This is a genomic window from Terrihabitans aquatilis, from assembly GCF_052542005.1.
The window spans coordinates 384,798-404,525 of the sequence record NZ_JBOCUO010000001.1 but is presented as its reverse complement, the minus strand read 5'-3'; the positions used below and the strand labels follow the sequence as shown (position 1 = coordinate 404,525).

Genomic DNA, 19,728 nt, shown 5'->3' with positions numbered 1-19,728 from the left:
GCCCGCCGAACGGATCGGCGGGCCTGCTCAGACGAATTTATCTGCGTGGTGCCTAGCCTGCCGGCAGGTGCTTCATCGGATCCACGGGCGTCGCGCCGCGGCGAACTTCGAAGTGCAATTGCGGTGCCGAGACGTTTCCGCTCTTGCCAGATTTCGCGATGATCTGGCCGCGACGCACCACGTCGCCGCGCTTCACCATGATCTCACTGGCATGAGCATAGGCCGTGACCCACTCACCCTGATGGCGGATCAGGACGAGATTGCCAAATCCCTTTAGCTCATTGCCTGCATAGGCGACAACGCCGCCCTCCGAGGCTTTGATTGGCGTGCCTTCCGGCACGGACAAATTGATGCCGTCATTGGTGCTGCCATTGGGCTTCGATCCAAATCCCGAAATGACGCGTCCCCGCACCGGCCAGCGGAAATCGGCGCCGTTGACCGAAGCCAGGCTGGTGCCGCGTTCGGCTGCGTCCTCATCTTTGGCGGCAGGCTTGGGCTCTGCGCTGGCGACAACAGGCTGCAACTTTGGCTTCGGTTCGACAGCGGCCATCTGAGCAGGAGCCGGTTCCGTCACAGGCTGAACTTCTGCCGCGCGAACAGGTTGAGCAATTGGTGTTGCGAGTGGCTTTTCCGGCGCGCCAAGTGTCGGTGCGGAATTTGCCGCAATTGCGCGAGGTGCCGTTCTGGTATCAGCCCCTCCCGGGATCGTCACGCTCTCGCCAATCCGCAATTGATGGTCGAGCCCGTATCCGTTTGCCGACGCAAGCTGACCAACGGGGACGTTGTATTGCCGGGCCAACGAGAAAAGCGTTTCGCCCGATGCCACGGTATGGCTTCCGCCCGCCGAGGATGTCCGCGTTGAACGAGAGGACGTGCTCAGAGCCGGCGCGGCCGCCATCGATGGGCGGGTCGGAGGCGGAGACATCGTGCGCTCCGCCGCAGCCTGATTGGTGCCGGCCGGGATGACGATACGTTGGCCGGGAGAAAGAGTTGCGCCCTGGGGCAATTGGTTTGCCGACAGAATCTTGCTGGCCGGGACGCCATAGCGCTGGCCGAGTGAATACGGCGTGTCGCCATACTCCACAACGATGGTGCGACGTCCGCCGGCAGGCCCGCTGTGATCCGACGACGAATGGGCAGACGAGGACGAACCGTAATTCGATTGCGAATAGGACGGCGACTGCTGGTAAGCCGGATAGGACGGTGCAGCCGGCGCATAGGCAGGAGCGCCGCCGGAATAACCGCCGGGAGGCGGAAGCGGCTCGGAGGTTACCGACGAGGTCGGCGCTCGCGAAAATGGCGCGGCACCACTCGATACCGACCCGGTCATCGCGGGACCGCCTTCACCACCGCCATTCCCGTTAAAGGGATTGGCGAACGGATCATACGCGAACCGATCGGAGCTGCATGCCGAGGCCGAAACCGCGACAACTCCAAGAACCGCAAACCGGACGCCAAACCGGGACCACGAACAAGCCGAGGAAGTCATCGCGCCACTCACACACTACGAAAAACTACGTGCGAGTATTAAGCGCCGTTGGGGTAAACAAGCCGTTGCGATCCCTAAAATTCGCCACACCTTTTTAGGCGGCGTTCACCACATATCGAGAGCGACGCGCGCTTCATCCGACATTCGGCTCTGATCCCACGGCGGATCGAAAGTCATTGTTACTCGAACGGCGTTGACGCCCGGGACCGAGCTAACGGCATTCTCGACCCAGCCGGGCATCTCAGCCGCGACCGGGCAGCCTGGCGCGGTCAGCGTCATGTCAATCGCCACGTCGCGCTCATCGCTGATGTCGATTTTATAGACGAGTCCCAATTCATAGATGTCGACCGGGATCTCGGGATCATAGACGGTTTTCAACGCGCCGACGATCTGTTCCGCCATCTGCTCCAGTTCCTCCGGCGGGATCGCGGAAGTCGGATGTGGGCTGACGGCATTAGGAAGAGTCGGACTGTCGTTCATATCGGATCTCTAGGCGAACAGGGCCTGCGCCTTTTCCAGCGCTTCCACCAATGTATCGATTTCGGCTTTCGTGTTGTAGAGGCCGAAACTCGCACGGCATGTGGAGGTCACACCATAGCGGTTAAGCAGCGGTTGTGCGCAATGCGTCCCCGCACGGACCGCTATGCCGTAACGGTCGAGCACGTGGGCGACGTCGTGAGCATGTGCCCCTTTCATCTCGAAAGCCACGATCGCCCCCTTGTCGGCGGTGGTTCCAAAAATGCGCAAGGAATTCATGGCGCCTAAGCGCTCATGGGCATAATCGCGCAGCTGGGTTTCGTGGGCGAGGATCGCTTCCCGGCCGATGCTGCTGACATAACGAATAGCCGCGCCGAGACCCACCGCCTGAACAAGGGGTGGTGTGCCGGCTTCGAACCGGGATGGCGGGTCCGCATAGGTTACCATGTCTTCGGTGACATCGCGGATCATCTCACCGCCACCTTCGTAAGGTGGCAGGCGCTCTAGCCATTCCTTCTTGGCATAAAGCACGCCGACGCCCGTTGGGCCGTAGAGCTTGTGACCGGTGAAGACGTAGAAATCGACGTCAAGATCGCGAACATCGACCGGCATGTGCACGGCGGCCTGACTTCCATCGAGCAGCACCGGAATCCCGCGCGCATGGGCGAGACGGATGATGTCCTTCACCGGCGTAATCGTGCCCGTGACATTGGACATATGCGTGACGGCGACGATCTTGGTCTTCGGGCCCAGCATGGCCTCGAAGGCGTCGAGGTCGAAAGCGCCCTCTTCGCTTACCGGCACCCACTTCAGCACCGCGCCATTGCGCTCGCGATGGTAGTGCCAGGGCACGATGTTGGAATGGTGCTCCAGAAGTGAGAGGACGATTTCGTCGCCAGGGCCGATCGCCATGCGCCCGAAGCTGGATGCGACGAGATTGAGCGACCCGGTGGCCGAACGAGTGAAAACGATCTCGTCCACCGAATCCGCATTCAGGAAGGCCCGCACCTCCTCGCGTGCGCCCTCGAAAGCCTCGGTGGCGGCGTTGGCGAGATAATGCAGGCCCCGATGGACGTTTGCGTACTCCGCCTCATAGGAGTGGCGGATCGCATCCAGCACCTGCCTTGGCTTCTGCGTTGACGCGCCATTGTCGAGGTAGCAGAGAGGCTTGCCATTCACCTCCAGCGCCAGAGCGGGAAAGTCACGGCGAATGGCTTCGACATCGTAGCCGAGTTTTCCAGGCAGGACCGGTGAGTTCATGTCAGCCTCCGTGCTCCGGCATATCCGGAGGGTCAGGAGTGCCCTTCGACCTGGCCGTCGGGCACTCTCTCGTCAGTCTCGAGCGCGTAGCCAGCCGTTTGTCACAACCGCGAGGCTTTCGCGCAAAGCCTCGTTCTCGATCGATTCCAGAACCTCATCGACGAATGCCTCGACCAGAATGGCCTCCGCCTCGACCCGCGGAATGCCGCGCGCCATGAGGTAGAACAGGTGTCCGTCGTTCAGTGCCGCACAGGTTGCGCCGTGGGCGCACTGCACGTCGTCTGCATAGATTTCGAGCTCAGGCTTAAGATCGGCCTCCGATCCCTCCGACAGCATCAGCGCACGCATCATCATGCGCCCGTCGGTCTTCTGGGCATTCTGGCGGACGAGAATCTTGCCCTGGAAGACCGAACGGCTTTCACCATCGAGCACCGCCTTGAACTGCTCGCGGCTCTCACATCCGAATGCTGCATGGTCCACAAAGAGCGTGGTGTCGAGATGGCGCCGTGCGCCAGACAGCGAGATGCCGTTGAGCGAGGCGTTCGTGCCATCGCCCTTGAAGGTCAGGAAAACCTGCTGGCGAGCCAGTGCCGCGCCACGGGCAACTGAGACCGTGTTGAGTTTCACGGCAGCACCGAGAGTGACGGCAAGCGTTGCGAGATGCTGCGTCTGCAACGATTCCGCCTGGAGCTTCACCAGAGTGACATCGGAATTATCGTCGGCAACCAGTTCCACGACGGAGTTCGTCTGATGCTGCCCTGCGCCGGAATGGCTTTCGATCAGTTCGACACGGGCGCCCTCCTCCACCACGACAACAGCCCGGGCATAGGCGGCATGGCCGTTGCCTTCCTGAGCGAAGACGAGATGAATCGGACGAGCGACCTGCGCATCCTTGGCGATACGCAACACAACGCCATCCGCGACGAAGGCCGTGTTGAGCGCAATGGCCGCATTATCCGGCGGCGCCAGCGCCTCACCTGAACGAGCCAGAATTGGGTTCTTGTCGGCGAGAGCCCGGTTGATCGAAACGGCCTCAACGCCATCGGGCATGTTTGCGAGATCCGACAGGCCCTCGATCAGCGAGCCGTTGACGAAGACAATACGCGCCGCATCGACCACCACCTCGGAGAGACGTGCGCGCACGGCTTCGATCTCTTGCACCGTCGGCGCAGATGCCAGCGGCTTGGCATCGCGCATCAAGGCACGAAGATCGGTGTATTTCCACTCTTCGACACGGCGGTGCGGAAGACCGTCCGCCACGAATCCAAACGCCGCCTCCCGAGCGGCGGTATCGCCCGGAAGTGTTCGTTTTGCATTGGCAAACTGATCGACGAGCGCCGTTTCCGCTGCTGTCTTGATCGGACGTAAAGCTGTCGTGGCCATTACGCCGCCTCGACGTAATCAGCGTAACCGCGCGCCTCAAGTTCCTGGGCCAGTTCCGGGCCACCTGAGCGGACGATACGACCCTTCGACATCACATGCACGACATCCGGGACGATGTAGTTCAGCAGGCGCTGGTAATGGGTGATGACGACGAAGGAACGATCCGGCGCGCGCAGCCGGTTGACACCCTCGGATACCACCTTGAGTGCATCGATATCGAGGCCGGAATCCGTCTCGTCCAGAATGCCCAGTTTCGGCTGCAGCAGCGACATCTGCAGGATCTCCGCGCGCTTCTTTTCACCGCCCGAGAAGCCGACATTGAGCGACCGCTTCAACATCTCCTGATCGATTTCGAGATCGCTTGCGTGCTGGCGAACCATCTTGATGAATTCGGGCGTCGCCAGCTCCGCCTCACCGCGCGTGCGGCGCTGCGCGTTCAAGGCTGCCTTCAGGAAGGTCATGGTGCCCACGCCAGGGATTTCGAGCGGGTATTGGAAGGCGAGAAACACACCCTTTGCGGCGCGCTCGTCGGCTTCCATCTCCAGCAGATCCTCGCCATCGAGCGTGACCTCGCCGTCGGTTATTTCGTAGTCCTCTTTACCCGCGAGGACATAGGACAGGGTGGATTTGCCCGAACCGTTCGGTCCCATGATTGCATGAACCTGGCCGGCCGGCACTTCGAGGTTCAGACCCTTGAGGATTTCCTGTCCGTTGTCCTCGATCCGGGCGTGGAGGTTCTTGATCGACAGCATGTTCGGCGTCCCTGTTAGCCGGTGAGCGCTTCGCTGCGAACCGGCCGTGCTTCTGGAATAGTAATGGCGGCGGCTCACTTGGAGCCGCCCGGCGTGCGCGTTATCCCACCGAGCCTTCGAGGCTGACGGCGATGAGCTTCTGCGCCTCGACCGCGAACTCCATCGGGAGCTGCTGCAGCACCTCCTTGACGAAGCCGTTGACGATAAGCGCGACCGCCTCCTCCTCGGAGAGGCCGCGCTGCTGGCAGTAGAACATCTGGTCTTCGGCGATCTTCGAGGTGGTGGCCTCATGTTCGATCACCGCGGATGCCGTGTTGGCCTCGATGTACGGCACGGTGTGCGCACCGCACTGGTCACCGATCAGGAGACTGTCGCAGTTCGTGAAATTACGCGCGTTCTTCGCCTTGCGGTGCGCCGAGACCTGGCCCCGATAAGTGTTCTGCGACTTTCCGGCAGCGATACCCTTGGAAATGATCTTCGAGGTCGTGTTGCGGCCGAGATGGATCATCTTGGTGCCAGAATCCACCTGCTGCATGCCGTTGGAAATCGCGATCGAGTAGAACTCGCCGACCGAACTCTCACCGCGCAGAATGCAGCTCGGATATTTCCACGTTATGGCGGAGCCGGTTTCCACCTGCGTCCATGAAATCTTGGCGCGGTCGCCGCGGCAATCGCCGCGCTTTGTCACGAAATTATAGATGCCGCCGCGGCCCTCGGAATCGCCCGGGTACCAGTTCTGGACGGTGGAATATTTGATTTCGGCATCGTCCAGCGCCACCAGTTCGACGACTGCTGCGTGCAGCTGATTCTCGTCGCGCATCGGCGCGGTGCAACCTTCGAGATAGCTCACATAGGAGCCCTTGTCGGCGATGATGAGCGTGCGCTCGAACTGCCCGGTGTTCCGCTCATTGATTCGAAAATAGGTCGACAGCTCCATCGGGCAGCGCACTCCCGGCGGAATGTAGACGAACGAGCCGTCCGAGAAGACGGCCGAATTGAGAGTGGCATAGAAATTGTCGGTGACCGGAACGACGGAGCCGAGGTACTTTTTGATCAGCTCCGGATGCTCGTGGACGGCCTCCGAAATCGGCATGAACAGCACGCCGGCCTTGGCCAGTTCCGCCTTGAAGGTCGTGGCGACCGAAACCGAGTCGAACACGGCATCGACGGCAACACGGCGCTCTCCTTCCGGACGCTCGACGCCCAGCAGGATCTCACGCTCACGCAGCGGAATGCCAAGCTTCTCATAGGTGCGCAGCAGTTCGGGATCGACCTCGTCCAGGCTTTTCGGACCGGGCGTGTTCTTCGGCTGCGAATAATAATAGAGATCCTCATAGGGGATCGGTGGATATTCCACCTTGGCCCAATTCGGTTCCTGCATGGTGCGCCAGCGACGATAGGCGTCAAGCCGCCATTCGAGCAGCCATTCGGGCTCGTTCTTCTTGGCCGAGATATAGCGGACGATATCTTCGGACAGTCCCTGCGGAGCGCGCTCGCTCTCGATGTCTGTCACGAAACCGTACTTGTACTGATCGACGTCGATCAGACGAACCTGGTCGATCGTCTCCTGGACGGCCGGCATGAACTTCTCCTTCCACAGCGGTTTCAAGGACCGCGCGTTCGGGGTCACATTTATCGATGTTGCGGAGGGCTTAGGCCTACGCAACGCAAGGGGTCAAGCGGCTAGAACTTTTCCAGCCATGGAAAACTTTGTGTGCAAACGCTTCATCTCAGCCAATAAGCGATCGACATCCTTTTGGGTCGACGTCCAGCCGAGACTCGCGCGAAGCATGCATTTCTGAATGTCGGTATCCACGCCCATCGCTTCAAGGACGTGAGATCCTTTGACCTTGCCTGACGAGCAAGCCGAACCGGACGACAGGGCCAATCCCGCGAGATCGAGCGCAATGAGGGTCGTTTCGGCCGCTAGCCCGCGCACGGCGAACGCCGTCGTATTCGGGAGGCGAGAAACCGCCTCGCCGAAGATGATTGCATCAGCCGCGATCTCCCGGAGCCCCGTCTCTAGTCGCCTGCGGAGGACGATCACATTGCCGGCCTCGTCTTCGAGATGCTGTAAAACCGCTGCCGACGCCGCGGCAAATCCGGCTATACCCGGTACGTTCTCGGTGCCGGCTCGGATGCCCTTTTCCTGACCACCGCCTCGTACGAGAGGATTTTCGATCTGAATGGCGTCGGAGGTCCGGATCAGGGCGCCGACGCCCGGAGGCCCTCCGATTTTATGCGCAGACACAACGACAACGTCAGCGCCCCAGGCATTCATATCGATCCTGATGCGTCCGACCGCCTGTACCGCATCGCAGACAACGAGACCTTGCCGCGCATGGACCAGCGCCGCGGCCTCGGAAACCGGCTGGACGACTCCGGTTTCGTTGTTCGCGGCTTGCAACGCCAGAAGAGGCCTGTCTTCCGGGTGATCGGCCAGCATCTGAGCCAGTTGCTCGAGATCCAGAACGCCATCTCCTGTAACGGGCACGCGAGTGACATTGGCGCCATCGAAGCGATGGCCTTCCAGAACGGCCGCGTGCTCGGAAGCGCCAACGAAGAGACGCCATTTGCGTGCATCGCTTCCCATCCGCAGGGAAGGCGTCAGCATCAGGTTCAGGGCCTCCGTGGCCCCGCTGGTGAAGCTGACATAGCGCCCCTTGCCGCCGACGAGGGCCGCCACTGGCTCCCGCGCGGCATCGACAAGTCCTCGTGCCCTTCGTCCGTCAGCGTGAATGGCTGAAGGATTTCCGCCGCGCACAAGCGCCTGCCCAATGGCCAGGGCGGCTTCGGGCCGAACCGGCGTCGTCGCATTATGATCGAGATAGATACGTTCGTCGTACATCGTTCTAGCACGGCACCAGAGACTTGCGTCCCGCACCCTCTGGCATGATATAAGCGCGGCTCCATTCTGTTACGAATGGCCAGCCTATTAGAATTATTCTACCACTCAGACAGGTCTGGGCCCGAGTCAAGCGTACGGCGCGACGGGCTGCCCCGGAATCGCGAGACGTTGTTCGATGCCCGAAGTTATCTTTACTGGTCCGGCAGGCAGGCTGGAAGGCCGCTACCATCCTTCGAAGACCAAGAATGCTCCGATCGGCATCGTTCTGCATCCCCATCCGCAATTCGGCGGAACGATGAACAATCCCATTGTGTACCAGCTCTATTACATGTTCGTGGAACGCGGCTTCTCGGTTCTGCGGTTCAATTTTCGTGGAGTCGGGCGTAGCCAGGGCATCTATCATGGGCAGGACGAGCTTTCGGACGCTGCCTCCGCACTGGATTGGGCTCAGTCCATCAATCCTGACGCGCGTGGATGCTGGGTGGCCGGTGTTTCCTTCGGCGCCTGGATCGGCATGCAGCTTCTCATGCGACGGCCGGAAGTCGAGGGCTTCATTTCCGTGGCGCCACCGGCGGGCAAGTTCGATTTCACGTTCCTTGCGCCCTGCCCGTCGTCTGGCTTGATCGTTCATGGCGATGTGGATCGCGTTGCGCAGATGAAGGATGTGCAGGCCCTTGTCGACAAGCTGAAGACGCAGAAGGGCATCGTCATCGACCAGGACGTCATTCCGGGTGCCAATCATTTCTTTGACGGCAAGACGGAAGAATTGCTGAAAAGCTGCAGCTCCTATCTCGACAAGAGATTGCACGGCGCAACCATCGCCTGATCAGGCGGCGGGCGCATGTCTACGCTCGACGCTGTTCTCCCGATCTTCGCAATCATCCTCGCCGGTTTCATTGGCCGGCGCACGGGTGTACTTGGCCCTTCGGCGTCATCTGAGCTGAACCGCTTCGTCGTCTGGCTCGGACTGCCGGCCCTGCTCTTCAGCATCACTTCTCATGCGAGCTGGGCCGATCTCTATCAGCCCGGCATCACTTTTAGCTTCATGGCGTCTTGTGGCGTGGTCTTCCTCGCCGTCGTCCTGGTTCGTTTGCGCGTGCGGGGACTGGCGGAGGCGTCCGTCGATGGGCTGAACGGCAGCTATGCCAACACCGGCTATATGGGTTTTCCGATCGCTCTGGCGGTGTTCGGGACTTCATCGCTGACCGGTGTAACGCTTTTGTCCATCATCACGGTCTGCGTATTGTTTGCTGCAGCGATCCTCTTGATCGAAGTGGCGGTTAACAAGGATCAGGCCACTGGCGCAATGCTGTTTTCAGTGGCCCGGTCGCTGGTGTCGAACCCGCTTTTGATCGCACCAGCCGCGGGCATTCTCACCTCACTCCTCGGTCTATCTGTACCCCGAAGCGCCGACACATTCCTGAAATTGCTCGGCGCTGCCGCCAGTCCCTGCGCCCTCGTAGCCTTGGGTACCTTTCTTGCCGACAGATACCTTGCGGATGAGCGTTCACCTCGAAAGTGGGGCGTGATCCTGAGCCTGAGCGGCGTCAAGCTGCTCGTGCATCCGCTCCTGACCTATGTCTTTGCACATTACGTGTTCGATCTTCCGAAAATGGCTGTCGATCTGTCCGTTCTCATGGCGGCGTTGCCCACAGGCACCGGCCCGTTCATGCTGGCCGAATATTATGATCGCGATGCCGATGTCACGGCAGACGTCATTCTACTGTCGACGCTCGGATCGATCGGCACGGTACCTTTGCTGCTGCACCTGCAGGGGCATGGACCGCTTCCGCTTTAAGGATATCCGATAAGCCCGCCCGGAGTGGCTACAGGTACGCCTGTGGTTCCCGGAAAGCTCAAAGGCAGACCTCGCAATGAGCGTGCAGCAAGAAAGGCGAAGGCCTGAGCCTCGATGTAATCGCTGAGCCAACCAACATCCTCTCCGGTCCCGACCCAGGCCGGTGCAAGCTGCTCCCTGAGCGCGTCCATGATTGTCAGATTATGAGCTCCACCGCCCACAACGATCCACGTTCGTGGAGCGCGGGGCAGATGCTTGAGAATGGAAACGATCCCTGCGACCGTGAAAGCCGTGAGCGTCGCGGATCCATCCTCGACCGTCATGCTCCCCAAGGATGCATGGCAGTTTATCCATTGCCGAAAAGCGTTCCGGTCAAGCGATTTCGGAGGCTTTTGCCGGAAGAAGGGATGCGACAGCACATTTTCGACAATGCGCTGGTCGATCTGTCCGGCCGCGGCAGATCGGCCCAGATCGTCGTAATTTCGGCCCGTTCGCTCCCGCATGAAATCATCGACGAGCGCGTTCGCCGGTCCCACATCGCACGCGAGAGGTTCGGCGCCCTCGGCCTCGATGAAGGTGATGTTCGCAACGCCGCCGAGATTGAGAACACAGATCGGATATGAGCGGTCCAGCGTCTTTGCGAGGGCCGCGTGAAAAACGGGTGCGAGCGGGGCACCCTCTCCCCCGGCTTGCATGTCGGCCGCACGAAAATCGTATGCGACCGGCACGCCCGTCTTCCGGGCCATAGCCTGTCCGTTTCCAAGTTGAAGAGTCAGGCCGATCTCAGGACGGTGCACCATTGTCTGGCCGTGAAATCCGATGATATCGGCGGGCTTATCCAATCGCGTCAAAAAGGCCTGAACAGCCTCGATATTCAACCGGTTCACCGCGTCTTCCGCCTGTAAGAGCCGGCCTGGGCGAGCGGTGCGATCAGTGAGGTCCCGGGCATCTTCCATCGCGGCGAAGATCAGGCGACGATCTTCGGCGTGGCCATCATATGGAAAGCTGGCGGTCTGTCCGAAGCCTGTGATCGTTTCGCCGTCTGTCTCGATGAGTGCGATGTCGATTCCATCGAGCGAAGTGCCGCTCATCATTCCGACAGCCCTCATTGGAAGACCTCCCTCCTGTAGACGTGTAAATCCGGGGGCAAAGCTGTTACAGGGACAGACCTCCACACCTCAACGACAGTGCGTAACGTTATGGAAGCCTTCGAATCGCCGTTCCTGAAGCTGCTCTCGGAACGCGGCTGCATCAATCAGATTTCTGACGCGGCCGCTCTCGACAAACTGGCTCTGGAAGGTCCGATTACGGCGTATATCGGCTTCGATCTCACAGGTCCGAGCCTGCATGTTGGCCATATGATGGGCATCATGATGCTGCGTCGGCTTCAACAGGCCGGTCACAAGCCTATCGTTTTGATGGGCGGCGGCACCACCAAGGTCGGTGATCCTTCCGGGAAGGACGATGCGCGCCAGCTTCTGAGCGACGACAAGATCGCGGAGAACCTCTCTTCCATCCGGCGAATTTTCGATCGCTTTCTGACATTCGGCGACGGCCCGACCGACGCCGTCATGGTCAATAATGCGGAATGGCTGGAAAGCCTGGCCTACATCCCGTTCCTGCGGGACGTGGGGCGCCATTTCTCGGTGAACCGCATGCTGACCTTCGATTCCGTCAAGCTCCGGCTGGATCGTGATCAGCCGCTCAGCTTCCTCGAATTCAACTACATGATCCTGCAGGCTTACGATTTCGCGGAACTGGCGAAACGCTACGGCTGCCGGCTGCAGATGGGCGGCTCCGATCAATGGGGCAACATCGTCAACGGCATCGATCTCGGACGCCGCCTTTCCGGGGCCGAGCTTTACGGCCTGACCTGTCCCCTGCTGACCACCGCGTCCGGCGCAAAAATGGGTAAAACGGCCGCCGGCGCAGTCTGGCTCAACGGCGACATGCTCAGCGCCTGGGATTTCTGGCAATATTGGCGCAACACCGAGGATGCCGATGTGGGCCGCTTCCTGCGGCTGTTCACCGATCTTCCACTTACCGAGATCACGCAGCTCGAGAATCTGTCGGGTGCTGAGATCAACGAGGCGAAGAAGCGATTGGCGACCGAAGTCACGGCGCTGGTTCACGGACGAGACGCGGCCCTCGAAGCCGCCGAGACCGCCCGCCGCACCTTCGAGGAGGGCGTGGTTGCAGATAATCTTCCGACTGTCGAAATAGCCGCTAGGGATCTCTCCGACGGCATCGGTGTCCTCGCCGCTTTCGTCACGGGAAGCCTCGTCGCATCGAACGGCGAGGCAAGGCGCCAGGTCAAAGGCGGTGGTCTGAAGGTCAACGACGCCGTCGTAACCGACGAGAAGATGATCCTGACATCGGCCGATCTCACGGACGGCGCGATCAAGCTGTCGCTCGGGCGCAAGAAGCACGTATTGCTCCGCGCGCGTTAATTCATCGTACTTAGCCTGGCGGGGCACTCGCGGGGTTGTCGCGGAACTCGAAGAGTTTGCGCAGGAAACCCGGTGCAACGGCTGACAGCGGGTTCACTTTCATACGCGGCGCCGACCAGGCGCCGTCCATTTCGAACGTGATACCCAAAAGCCCTTCCTTGGAGCCGCCTCCAAGGATCGTTCCGATCACAGGCAGCTTTCCGAACAAATTGTTGATGGCATAGGCCGGCAGGAACGTGCCTCGGATTTCAACTTTGTCCGCGCCGTAATTGATCTCTCCAGACAAAGTGGCGCCGAGCTCGTTCCCGTAGACGATGCAATCATCGATTACGATTTTTCCAGCGCTCGCCTTGAAGCGAGCATCCATCTTCGTGAAATTCATACCACCGCCTTGGGGACGGCTACCTCGGGCGATTGCCGCCAGTTGCTGATCACCGACGACCTGGAAATTGCGCAAGCCGAGCCGGGCCTCCGAGACATCGCCCGGAACGATATCAAGGTTGAGCTGACCGCCCCCAACTCTGCCGTAGATGTCGAGAAATCGAAGTGTGGCACCCGCATCCGCAGCCCGAAGACTGAGAAAGCGCCTTTTGTCTCCCGACAAGCGCCCCTCGACAGGACCGGATCCGAGGCGGCCGGCAAGCTGAAAGGTGCGAATGTTCTTGCCACGTCGGCTTGCCCGGAGGTCAAGACCGGTCAGGACCTCGCCGTTCTTTCCGATAAGAGTCCCGAGTTTGGCATCGACATCCAGATCGATCGGGTCGCCGCCCGCGCTTCCGGAAAACATTTCGCTTATGGCTGCGCGCCCATCAAACGAACTTCCTCTGATCGCGACTTTGTAGCCGTTGCCGAAGCGAGTGATGGTAACCTGCGAATCGTCCCCCTTGGTGGCTCGAAACGTCGGCAGATCTGCGTGGAGCAGCGCATATTCGGAAATATCCAGTGTTCCACGGATATCGATGCCGGCGCCTTCGGCGCGAAAGTTTCCCAACCGCCATGCATTATTGCTCGGGGTTACACCGAAACTGATCTGCCCTCCCTGGCCCGCAGATTTCTTTATTCCGGCGGGCCCATCGACAGAGGCTCCCGTGAGATCAGCTTCAAATACCGCATTCTCCAATGAGGCCGCGTTCGGCATCGATAATCGCGCGGAAACAGGCCCGGTGATCTTCCAGGTGCTGGACGGAGATTCGGTGATCTTGGACGGATCGAGCGAGAAGGCGATGCTCGTCTGGCGATAATTACCCCCGGCATCCCTCGCGATAAGAGCTTCGATCGCCGTCGTGGCGCCACCTATCCGGCCCTGCCCGCGAATGGACGCGGAAGTCGGCTCCAGCAGAATGCGGAAGTCGCCGTCGGCCAGATCCTTGCCGGCGACAGCATTTGCCAGGGAGATATCCTTGGCGTCAGCCTCGACGCTTATCGCCATTTTCCCGATTTCGGTCTCCTTGCCGATTATCCCGCGCAAGAAGATCGTGCCGGCGATGTTCCCTTCACCACCCATTTTGGAACTGACACCAGGCGCGAGTTTCGCCAACGGCTCCGCCGCAAGCAGATTTCCTACGCCCGCAAGAGGTCCGTTCAATTTGACGGCGATCTCGCCCGGGAAGGATCTGGGTCGGTGGTCCGGCGCGGAAAAACGCGTCCCGGCAATGTCCAAAATCTTGCCCTGCCCCGTATCCACGCGACCGGAATCGATCACAACGTTCAGGTCCTGATCTCCCATGGCGACAGAACCGGAAATTCCCGTGGCTGGCGGAACGCCGTTCAAATAATTGAGGACGCCGTCCTGGAATTTCGCATCGAGCCTTACCGAGCGGTCTTTCGCTGGGCCGACATCCAAGGGGCCTTTCACCGCGAGGCTCATTTCCTCAACTATTGCGTGCCGGACATTCTTGGCTAGGTAATTGCGTGTGTTAGGGGCGATTGGAGCCGGCCACACCCGGAGCAACGCCGCGAGAGGCCCGCGGGAACTGGCAAGCGCGAGATCGATATGCGGTTCCTCCTGCCCCAGATCGATGACCGCCTGCGCGGCCAGCGAGACGGTGCGCCCCTTGGCACTGAATTGATCAAGAGTGACCTTTCGAGAGGCGCCCGCGAGCCGGCCGGAAAGCTCGATCCTGTCGAATCGAAGCGCTTGTGTGACGGCATCGGCGCCCGGCAACGATGTTTCCGTGCCCGCAAAGGCAAATTCCCACTCGTCCTCGGACGCGTCGATTCCTTTGGCCTGCCCTCCAAAAGACAATCGGGTCGTTCCTGAGTAGATGTCGGATTTGAGCAAACGCAATTGCCGCTCAGTTCCATTCCATTCGACCTCCACCCGAGCGCGCTCGATGGCTGCTCGAGATTCCGCTTCGATTGTGGAAACAGCCTCGAAGCCTTGAACGTCGAGGCGAGCGCCTGCATTCGCGATCTGACCCTGCGGCGTGGTTTGAGCATAAAGATGGCCGGAGAGCCGACCATCGAACTTCGCGGGCGTCCCCCCCCGAAGGGCCTCATAAATCAACCGGCCGATCGACAGGTTGCTGAATCCCACGTCGAAATTGCGGTTGTCCCCTGCATTGCCCGCCAAGGTCGCTGTGATCGACCAGGGATCGGACGGGTCTGATGATGAGGCACTCGCCACGACCCCCGATTGGTTCGACAGGCGGGCGATCCGGACATCGACCATCTCGGATTTTTCTGTTCGGCTGCGCCGTCTATCGTCAAGAAACAGACTGGCTTGGCTCACTTCACCGACTTCGAACCGACCGAAGGCGCCAGCCGTACTGAGGGATGCATCGATCGCCTCGAGCAATTGCAGCATTTCCGTTGGCGCCGGCTGCGGGGCGCCAAGTGCCGGAAGGCTGAACAAGGGAAGGCCACCTTCAGTGGTGGACAGGGCAACCGTTCCGTTCTCTTCGACACGCAATGTCAGGTGCGGCCGAATGAGTTTGATGCGACGAATCGGAAAATCGCCTGATCCCGTCAGGAGCCGTCGATCAACTGCGAGCGATGCCTGAGGCACCGCGAAGACGCGGGTTCCGGAGCCGTCCCGGATTTCCACATCGTCGAGGCGGAGGTCCAACCCTTCCGTTGTGGGATCTACCCGGCTCTCACCGATATGAACGGAATAGCCCTCGGCCAGCCGAGCTTCGATCGCCTTGACGATCTGCGGAGTGACGAGGGTGGATCCCAGCGGAGTAAGAAACACGGCGGCGAGCGCGCCGAGGAGAACGAGAACACCTGCGACGGCCACTAGGACGACGCGCTTCCGCATGCTGGATCGCCCGGAAGGCAAAAGGGGGTGATTCACGCCGTCACGCGCGATCACGCAATCCCTGATCCGCTTGCTGGAAACCGGATCGTTTTGCCTCATCCTCTGCACACACCTCGCTTGTCCCCGACCGGCCAATCCGGTGTAGCACGGGTGCGCGCCGCGTCATCTCGGGTTACGAGATGCATAGGCTTCACGAATACGACGAAAGGACGGCACATGGCGACGCTGACGGTGGGATCACCTGCCCCCGATTTCTCCCTCCCTGTTGAAGGCGGAGGCGAGATCAGCCTGTCGAGCCTTAAGGGGCGCAAGGTCGTGCTCTATTTCTATCCGAAAGACGACACCAGCGGCTGCACTCAGGAAGCGCTCGAGTTCAATCAGGCCCGCGCAGGCTTTGATGCGGCCAACACGACGATCATCGGAATCTCTCCCGATTCGTTGAAGAGCCACACCAAGTTCAAAACCAAACACAGCCTGGATTTTCAACTGGCGTCCGACGAGGAGAAATCGGTTCTCCAAGCCTATGGCATATGGGTTGAAAAGAGCATGTACGGCCGCAAATACATGGGCGTCGAGCGGACCACCTTGCTGATCGACGCCGATGGAAAGATCGTCCAAATTTGGCCCAAGGTCAAAGTCACGGGCCACGTGCAGGAAGTTCTTTCCGTCGCGCAGAAGGTGTGACCACGTTTCGTTAACCATAAATCGGCACCATGGCTTCCGTGCTCGTCCAAGCTTGGCACGGGAGCCATGATGACGTTTCTCCGCCACACCCGCCTGCCCTTCGAGCCTGGTCAATGGACGCGGCTGCGCTTCGATCTGCACCCGCTCGCACTACTTGGATTGTCGGCAGGAGTCCTGTTGCTTATCGGCTGGTGTGCCGCGGCAACCACCTATGCCCTGTCCCAGGATCGCGGAGCGGGCATTGTTGGCGGTTTGGATGGCGCCTTGCGGCGAGATGCCCAGAAAGAGGCGATGCGCCTGCGAGACGAATTGCAACGGGTCTCAAGCCTGCATCTCGTCGAAAAGCAGGAGATCCAAGGGAAACTCCAGGAACTCTTCGAGCGCCAGAAGCTGCTCGAAAGGCAAAAGGAGGCGCTCGATGCTCTGGATCGATCGCCCTCCGATAAGAGGGCGATGACCGAGCCCGGCCTGTCCCGCGCGTCGGCAAGCGTGCAGGACAAATTGCGGCAACTCGCCCTCGGTTATGACCGAATCGAAGCCGCACAGAAAGCGGACATCGCGGAAGCCTCGAGCGTTATCGAGCGGCGAAATCACGCGATTAAAAATGTCCTGCGCGACCTCGGACTGCCATTGCTCAACGTGAATCCTGTGAAGGCGTCGCTGGTTGGCCCCTTTATTCCTCTTTTCGGAAAGACGCCAAGCGAGGCGGCATCCGGGCTGGATCGCCTTTCGAGCAGCATCGAGGAGCAACAGGATCTGAGGGCTCGATTGGCCCATCTTCCGTTAAGGGCTCCTATCCGCAGCGACGAAGTCACGAGCCCTTATGGAAGCCGCGTCGATCCATTTTTGGGGCGGCTGGCGTTCCATTCCGGAGTAGATCTGAAAGCACCGTCCGGATCACCCGTTCTCGCTACGGCGTCAGGAACCGTCGTTTCCGCCGGCTGGAACGGGGGCTACGGCCTCATGGTAGAGGTTCGTCATAGCGGTGGATTTGCCACCAGATACGGGCATCTGTCGTCCGTCGCCGTCAAGGAAGGCGACGCGGTAAACATCGGCACTCTCATCGGCCGTGTGGGCAGCACCGGCCGATCCACCGGCGCACATCTGCACTATGAAGTGCGGCGCGATGGCGAGCCGACAAATCCAGGTCGCTACCTCGCCGCCGCTTCGCTTTTAGACTGATTTCCTCCTCAGTCCACGTCCTCAATACCGTCCGGCCCACCGCCATAAACGCGCTGAGCGAGAGCCGCTTCCATATAGGGATCAAGCGCACCGTCCAGCACATCTCCCGGGCTGGTAGACGTCACACCCGTCCGAAGGTCCTTAACCATCTGATATGGCTGCAAAACATAAGACCGAATCTGGTGGCCCCAACCGATGTCGGTGCGGGCTGCCTGCTCGGCAGCTGCGGCCTCCTCGCGCTTCTTCAACTCCATTTCATAGAGCTTGGCGCGAAGCATGTTCCACGCCGTGGCACGATTCTTATGCTGCGAGCGATCTCCCTGACTGACGACGGCGATACCGGTCGGTATGTGCGTCAGACGCACGGCCGATTCCGTTTTGTTGACGTGCTGACCGCCAGCGCCGCCCGAGCGCATGGTATCGACGCGCACCTGGCTTTCGTCGATATCGATCTGGATCCGGTCGTCGATGACGGGGAAGACATCGATCGACGCGAAACTGGTCTGTCGTCGGGCGTTTGAATCGAAGGGCGAGATACGCACCAGCCGGTGCACACCGCTTTCTGTTTTCAACCAGCCATAGGCATTGCGGCCCTTGACCAGCAGAGTGGCTGACTTGATGCCCGCGCCGTCGCCCGCTTGGTGGTCAACGAGCTCAACTTTGAAGCCCCGACGCTCCGCCCAGCGCGTATACATGCGCAGCAGCATCTCAGCCCAGTCTTGGCTTTCGGTGCCGCCGGCTCCAGGATGGACATCGACATAGGTGTCGTTCTCGTCCGCCTCTCCAGAGAGCAACGTCTCGATCTGCTGACGCGCGGCCTCATCACGCAGCCCGCGGATTGCCGATTCTGCCTCGGAGATGACGCTTTCGTCGTCCTCTGCCTCGCCTAACTCGATCAGGTCGATGTTGTCCGTAAGCTCTTGATCAAAACGCAGAATAGCCTCGATCCTTTGTTCGAGGTCGGTGCGTTCGCGCATGAGTTTTTGTGCTCGGTCCGCGTCATCCCACAGAGTGGGGTCTTCAGACAGTGCATTGAGCTCTCTTAGACGGGATTGTGCCTGATCCCAGTCAAAGATGCCTCCTCAGCAGCCCGACTGACTGCTTGAGTTCTTCTACGAGGTTAGCCGTCTCGGCGCGCATGAATGATGCTCTCGAGGTTTGGGAGAAAGTGGCGGGAAACTAGGGATTGGGGGGAGCGCTGTAAACCGCCTCAACCTGATTTATGGCTCGCCAGCGTGAAGAACCCCACGCCTGCGACGACGAGCGCGCCGCCGAGCATGTCGATCAGAGACGCACGTTCACCCAGTACGAGCACGGCCAGCAAGATCGTCCCCACCGGACTCATTGTGCTGATCGTAGCGTTCGCCTGAGCGCTGATACGGGATAGTGCAGCGTTCATCAGGAAGGACGGTAGCACCGTGGCGCCGATAGCCAAGACCAAGCCTAGCCAAAGAACGCGGTGCGATAACAGCTCCACGGAGTGCATAATCAGGTATTGGGCGATTGCGGCGAGTGAGGCGCTGCTCATTGCGATGCAGGTAAACAAGGCTGCGCCGAGCAAAGCAATCACCTCGCGCGCTAGCAATTGATACAGGGCAAAGGCCAGCGCAGCCGCCGTGACCCATACGACGCCAAACATTGCATTACTGCCGTTCTCAGCGAAATCCTGTGTGAAGATCAATGCAAGCCCGGCATAGCTGACAAGAAACGCGAGGAGGCTGCGCGCGCGAACCTTTTGGCCGAAGAACATCGCGCCGAGGAGAACGACGAACAATGGATAGGTGAACAAAATCAGCCGGCCGAACTGGGCTGAGATGTAAATAAGGCCTTTGAAATCTCCATAGCTCGCGAACCAATAGCCAAGCAGGCCTATGAGCGCCGCATGAACCATGGCCCGACGTTCGTTGAGACTTGTCGAGGCTTTACGTTTCGCGGTTCGGATCGCCCAGCCGCCGATCACGAGATAGAAAGGCAGCGCAAGAACCATTCGCAGCGCGAGTAGCGTCTCAGGGTCCACACCTTCGGCGTATGCCAGCTTAATGACGATGCTCTTGCTGGAAAACAAAAACGCGCCACTCGCGGCAAGTGCATAGCCTGCCCAAGGAATCCTTGCGCTGGCCTTATCACTCACGCTTCACGTCCCTCT

The 19,728-nt window shown here is 60.1% G+C and carries 16 protein-coding genes; 5 read left to right on the top strand and 11 right to left on the bottom strand.

What is annotated here, in order from left to right:
• Positions 1-52: 52 nt before the first annotated feature.
• The 7 genes from ACQ6S1_RS02065 to ACQ6S1_RS02035 all read right to left on the bottom strand — a co-directional run bounded on the left by ACQ6S1_RS02065 (position 53) and on the right by ACQ6S1_RS02035 (position 8,209).
• Positions 53-1,330: a peptidoglycan DD-metalloendopeptidase family protein gene (locus ACQ6S1_RS02065; protein ID WP_445039506.1), complete on the bottom strand. Its 1,278-nt coding sequence runs from the start codon at positions 1,328-1,330 to the stop codon at positions 53-55.
• A 264-nt stretch (positions 1,331-1,594) separates the two neighbouring features.
• Positions 1,595-1,969 carry an SUF system Fe-S cluster assembly protein gene (locus ACQ6S1_RS02060; protein ID WP_445039505.1) on the bottom strand — a complete coding sequence of 125 codons (375 nt, stop codon included), beginning with the start codon at positions 1,967-1,969 and terminating at the stop codon, positions 1,595-1,597.
• 9 nt (positions 1,970-1,978) lie between these two features.
• Positions 1,979-3,226, bottom strand: a complete 1,248-nt coding sequence (locus tag ACQ6S1_RS02055; protein WP_445039504.1) for a cysteine desulfurase — start codon at positions 3,224-3,226, stop codon at positions 1,979-1,981.
• Between the two features lie 72 nt (positions 3,227-3,298).
• Positions 3,299-4,609 carry a Fe-S cluster assembly protein SufD gene (gene sufD / locus ACQ6S1_RS02050; RefSeq protein ID WP_445039503.1) on the bottom strand — a complete coding sequence of 437 codons (1,311 nt, stop codon included), beginning with the start codon at positions 4,607-4,609 and terminating at the stop codon, positions 3,299-3,301.
• The gene (sufC, locus tag ACQ6S1_RS02045; protein WP_445039502.1) at positions 4,609-5,361 is read right to left on the bottom strand and encodes a Fe-S cluster assembly ATPase SufC; all 753 of its coding nucleotides are present in this window, start codon (positions 5,359-5,361) and stop codon (positions 4,609-4,611) included. Before sufC ends, sufD begins: the two co-directional genes overlap by 1 nt.
• Before the next feature lie 100 nt (positions 5,362-5,461).
• Positions 5,462-6,943: a Fe-S cluster assembly protein SufB gene (gene sufB, locus ACQ6S1_RS02040; protein WP_445039501.1), complete on the bottom strand. Its 1,482-nt coding sequence runs from the start codon at positions 6,941-6,943 to the stop codon at positions 5,462-5,464.
• Between the two features lie 93 nt (positions 6,944-7,036).
• Complete coding sequence (locus ACQ6S1_RS02035) at positions 7,037-8,209, bottom strand: cysteine desulfurase family protein (protein WP_445039500.1); 1,173 nt, start codon at positions 8,207-8,209, stop codon at positions 7,037-7,039.
• 175 nt (positions 8,210-8,384) lie between these two features.
• Here ACQ6S1_RS02035 and ACQ6S1_RS02030 point away from each other — a divergent pair, with 175 nt between their 5' ends.
• Entirely contained in the window at positions 8,385-9,035 is a 651-nt protein-coding gene (locus ACQ6S1_RS02030; RefSeq protein ID WP_445039499.1) for an alpha/beta hydrolase, read from the top strand.
• A gap of 15 nt (positions 9,036-9,050) precedes the next feature.
• The gene (locus tag ACQ6S1_RS02025) at positions 9,051-10,007 is read left to right on the top strand and encodes an AEC family transporter (RefSeq protein WP_445039498.1); all 957 of its coding nucleotides are present in this window, start codon (positions 9,051-9,053) and stop codon (positions 10,005-10,007) included.
• Here the strand turns inward: ACQ6S1_RS02025 and ACQ6S1_RS02020 are convergent.
• Positions 10,004-11,116 carry an anhydro-N-acetylmuramic acid kinase gene (locus ACQ6S1_RS02020; RefSeq protein ID WP_445039497.1) on the bottom strand — a complete coding sequence of 371 codons (1,113 nt, stop codon included), beginning with the start codon at positions 11,114-11,116 and terminating at the stop codon, positions 10,004-10,006. The two genes, ACQ6S1_RS02025 and ACQ6S1_RS02020, sit on opposite strands and share 4 nt — an antisense overlap.
• Positions 11,117-11,206: 90 nt before the next feature.
• On the opposite strand from ACQ6S1_RS02020, the gene tyrS reads away from it, so the two are divergent.
• The gene (tyrS, locus tag ACQ6S1_RS02015; RefSeq protein ID WP_445039496.1) at positions 11,207-12,457 is read left to right on the top strand and encodes a tyrosine--tRNA ligase; all 1,251 of its coding nucleotides are present in this window, start codon (positions 11,207-11,209) and stop codon (positions 12,455-12,457) included.
• Positions 12,458-12,467: 10 nt separating this feature from the next.
• On the opposite strand, the gene ACQ6S1_RS02010 is transcribed toward tyrS, so the two are convergent.
• Positions 12,468-15,815, bottom strand: a complete 3,348-nt coding sequence (locus ACQ6S1_RS02010) for a YhdP family protein (protein WP_445039495.1) — start codon at positions 15,813-15,815, stop codon at positions 12,468-12,470.
• Positions 15,816-15,932: 117 nt separating this feature from the next.
• Here ACQ6S1_RS02010 and bcp point away from each other — a divergent pair, with 117 nt between their 5' ends.
• A complete protein-coding gene (gene bcp / locus ACQ6S1_RS02005) occupies positions 15,933-16,400 on the top strand; it encodes a thioredoxin-dependent thiol peroxidase (RefSeq protein WP_445039494.1) in 468 nt (155 codons plus the stop codon).
• Between the two features lie 66 nt (positions 16,401-16,466).
• Entirely contained in the window at positions 16,467-17,582 is a 1,116-nt protein-coding gene (locus ACQ6S1_RS02000) for a peptidoglycan DD-metalloendopeptidase family protein (protein WP_445039493.1), read from the top strand.
• An 8-nt stretch (positions 17,583-17,590) separates the two neighbouring features.
• On the opposite strand, the gene prfB is transcribed toward ACQ6S1_RS02000, so the two are convergent.
• Together prfB and ACQ6S1_RS01990 are read right to left on the bottom strand one after the other, a co-directional pair.
• Positions 17,591-18,722 (bottom strand): peptide chain release factor 2 gene (gene prfB, locus ACQ6S1_RS01995; RefSeq protein WP_445039492.1). Its coding sequence is split into 2 segments (ribosomal slippage): positions 17,591-18,652 and positions 18,654-18,722, totalling 1,131 coding nucleotides; the frame shifts between segments, so codons are not numbered across the junction.
• Between the two features lie 70 nt (positions 18,723-18,792).
• Positions 18,793-19,713 carry a DMT family transporter gene (locus ACQ6S1_RS01990; protein ID WP_445039491.1) on the bottom strand — a complete coding sequence of 307 codons (921 nt, stop codon included), beginning with the start codon at positions 19,711-19,713 and terminating at the stop codon, positions 18,793-18,795.
• Positions 19,714-19,728 lie beyond the last annotated feature (15 nt).

Bases quoted from the DNA above. Each gene is read 5' to 3' on its own strand.
- ACQ6S1_RS02065 (WP_445039506.1), bottom strand. From the start codon at position 1,330: ATGACCGGGTCGGTATCGAGTGGTGCCGCGCCATTTTCGCGAGCGCCG.
- ACQ6S1_RS02060 (WP_445039505.1), bottom strand. From the start codon at position 1,969: ATGAACGACAGTCCGACTCTTCCTAATGCCGTCAGCCCACATCCGACT.
- ACQ6S1_RS02055 (WP_445039504.1), bottom strand. From the start codon at position 3,226: ATGAACTCACCGGTCCTGCCTGGAAAACTCGGCTACGATGTCGAAGCC.
- sufD (WP_445039503.1), bottom strand. From the start codon at position 4,609: ATGGCCACGACAGCTTTACGTCCGATCAAGACAGCAGCGGAAACGGCG.
- sufC (WP_445039502.1), bottom strand. From the start codon at position 5,361: ATGCTGTCGATCAAGAACCTCCACGCCCGGATCGAGGACAACGGACAG.
- sufB (WP_445039501.1), bottom strand. From the start codon at position 6,943: ATGCCGGCCGTCCAGGAGACGATCGACCAGGTTCGTCTGATCGACGTC.
- ACQ6S1_RS02035 (WP_445039500.1), bottom strand. From the start codon at position 8,209: ATGTACGACGAACGTATCTATCTCGATCATAATGCGACGACGCCGGTT.
- ACQ6S1_RS02030 (WP_445039499.1), top strand. From the start codon at position 8,385: ATGCCCGAAGTTATCTTTACTGGTCCGGCAGGCAGGCTGGAAGGCCGC.
- ACQ6S1_RS02025 (WP_445039498.1), top strand. From the start codon at position 9,051: ATGTCTACGCTCGACGCTGTTCTCCCGATCTTCGCAATCATCCTCGCC.
- ACQ6S1_RS02020 (WP_445039497.1), bottom strand. From the start codon at position 11,116: ATGAGGGCTGTCGGAATGATGAGCGGCACTTCGCTCGATGGAATCGAC.
- tyrS (WP_445039496.1), top strand. From the start codon at position 11,207: ATGGAAGCCTTCGAATCGCCGTTCCTGAAGCTGCTCTCGGAACGCGGC.
- ACQ6S1_RS02010 (WP_445039495.1), bottom strand. From the start codon at position 15,815: ATGAGGCAAAACGATCCGGTTTCCAGCAAGCGGATCAGGGATTGCGTG.
- bcp (WP_445039494.1), top strand. From the start codon at position 15,933: ATGGCGACGCTGACGGTGGGATCACCTGCCCCCGATTTCTCCCTCCCT.
- ACQ6S1_RS02000 (WP_445039493.1), top strand. From the start codon at position 16,467: ATGATGACGTTTCTCCGCCACACCCGCCTGCCCTTCGAGCCTGGTCAA.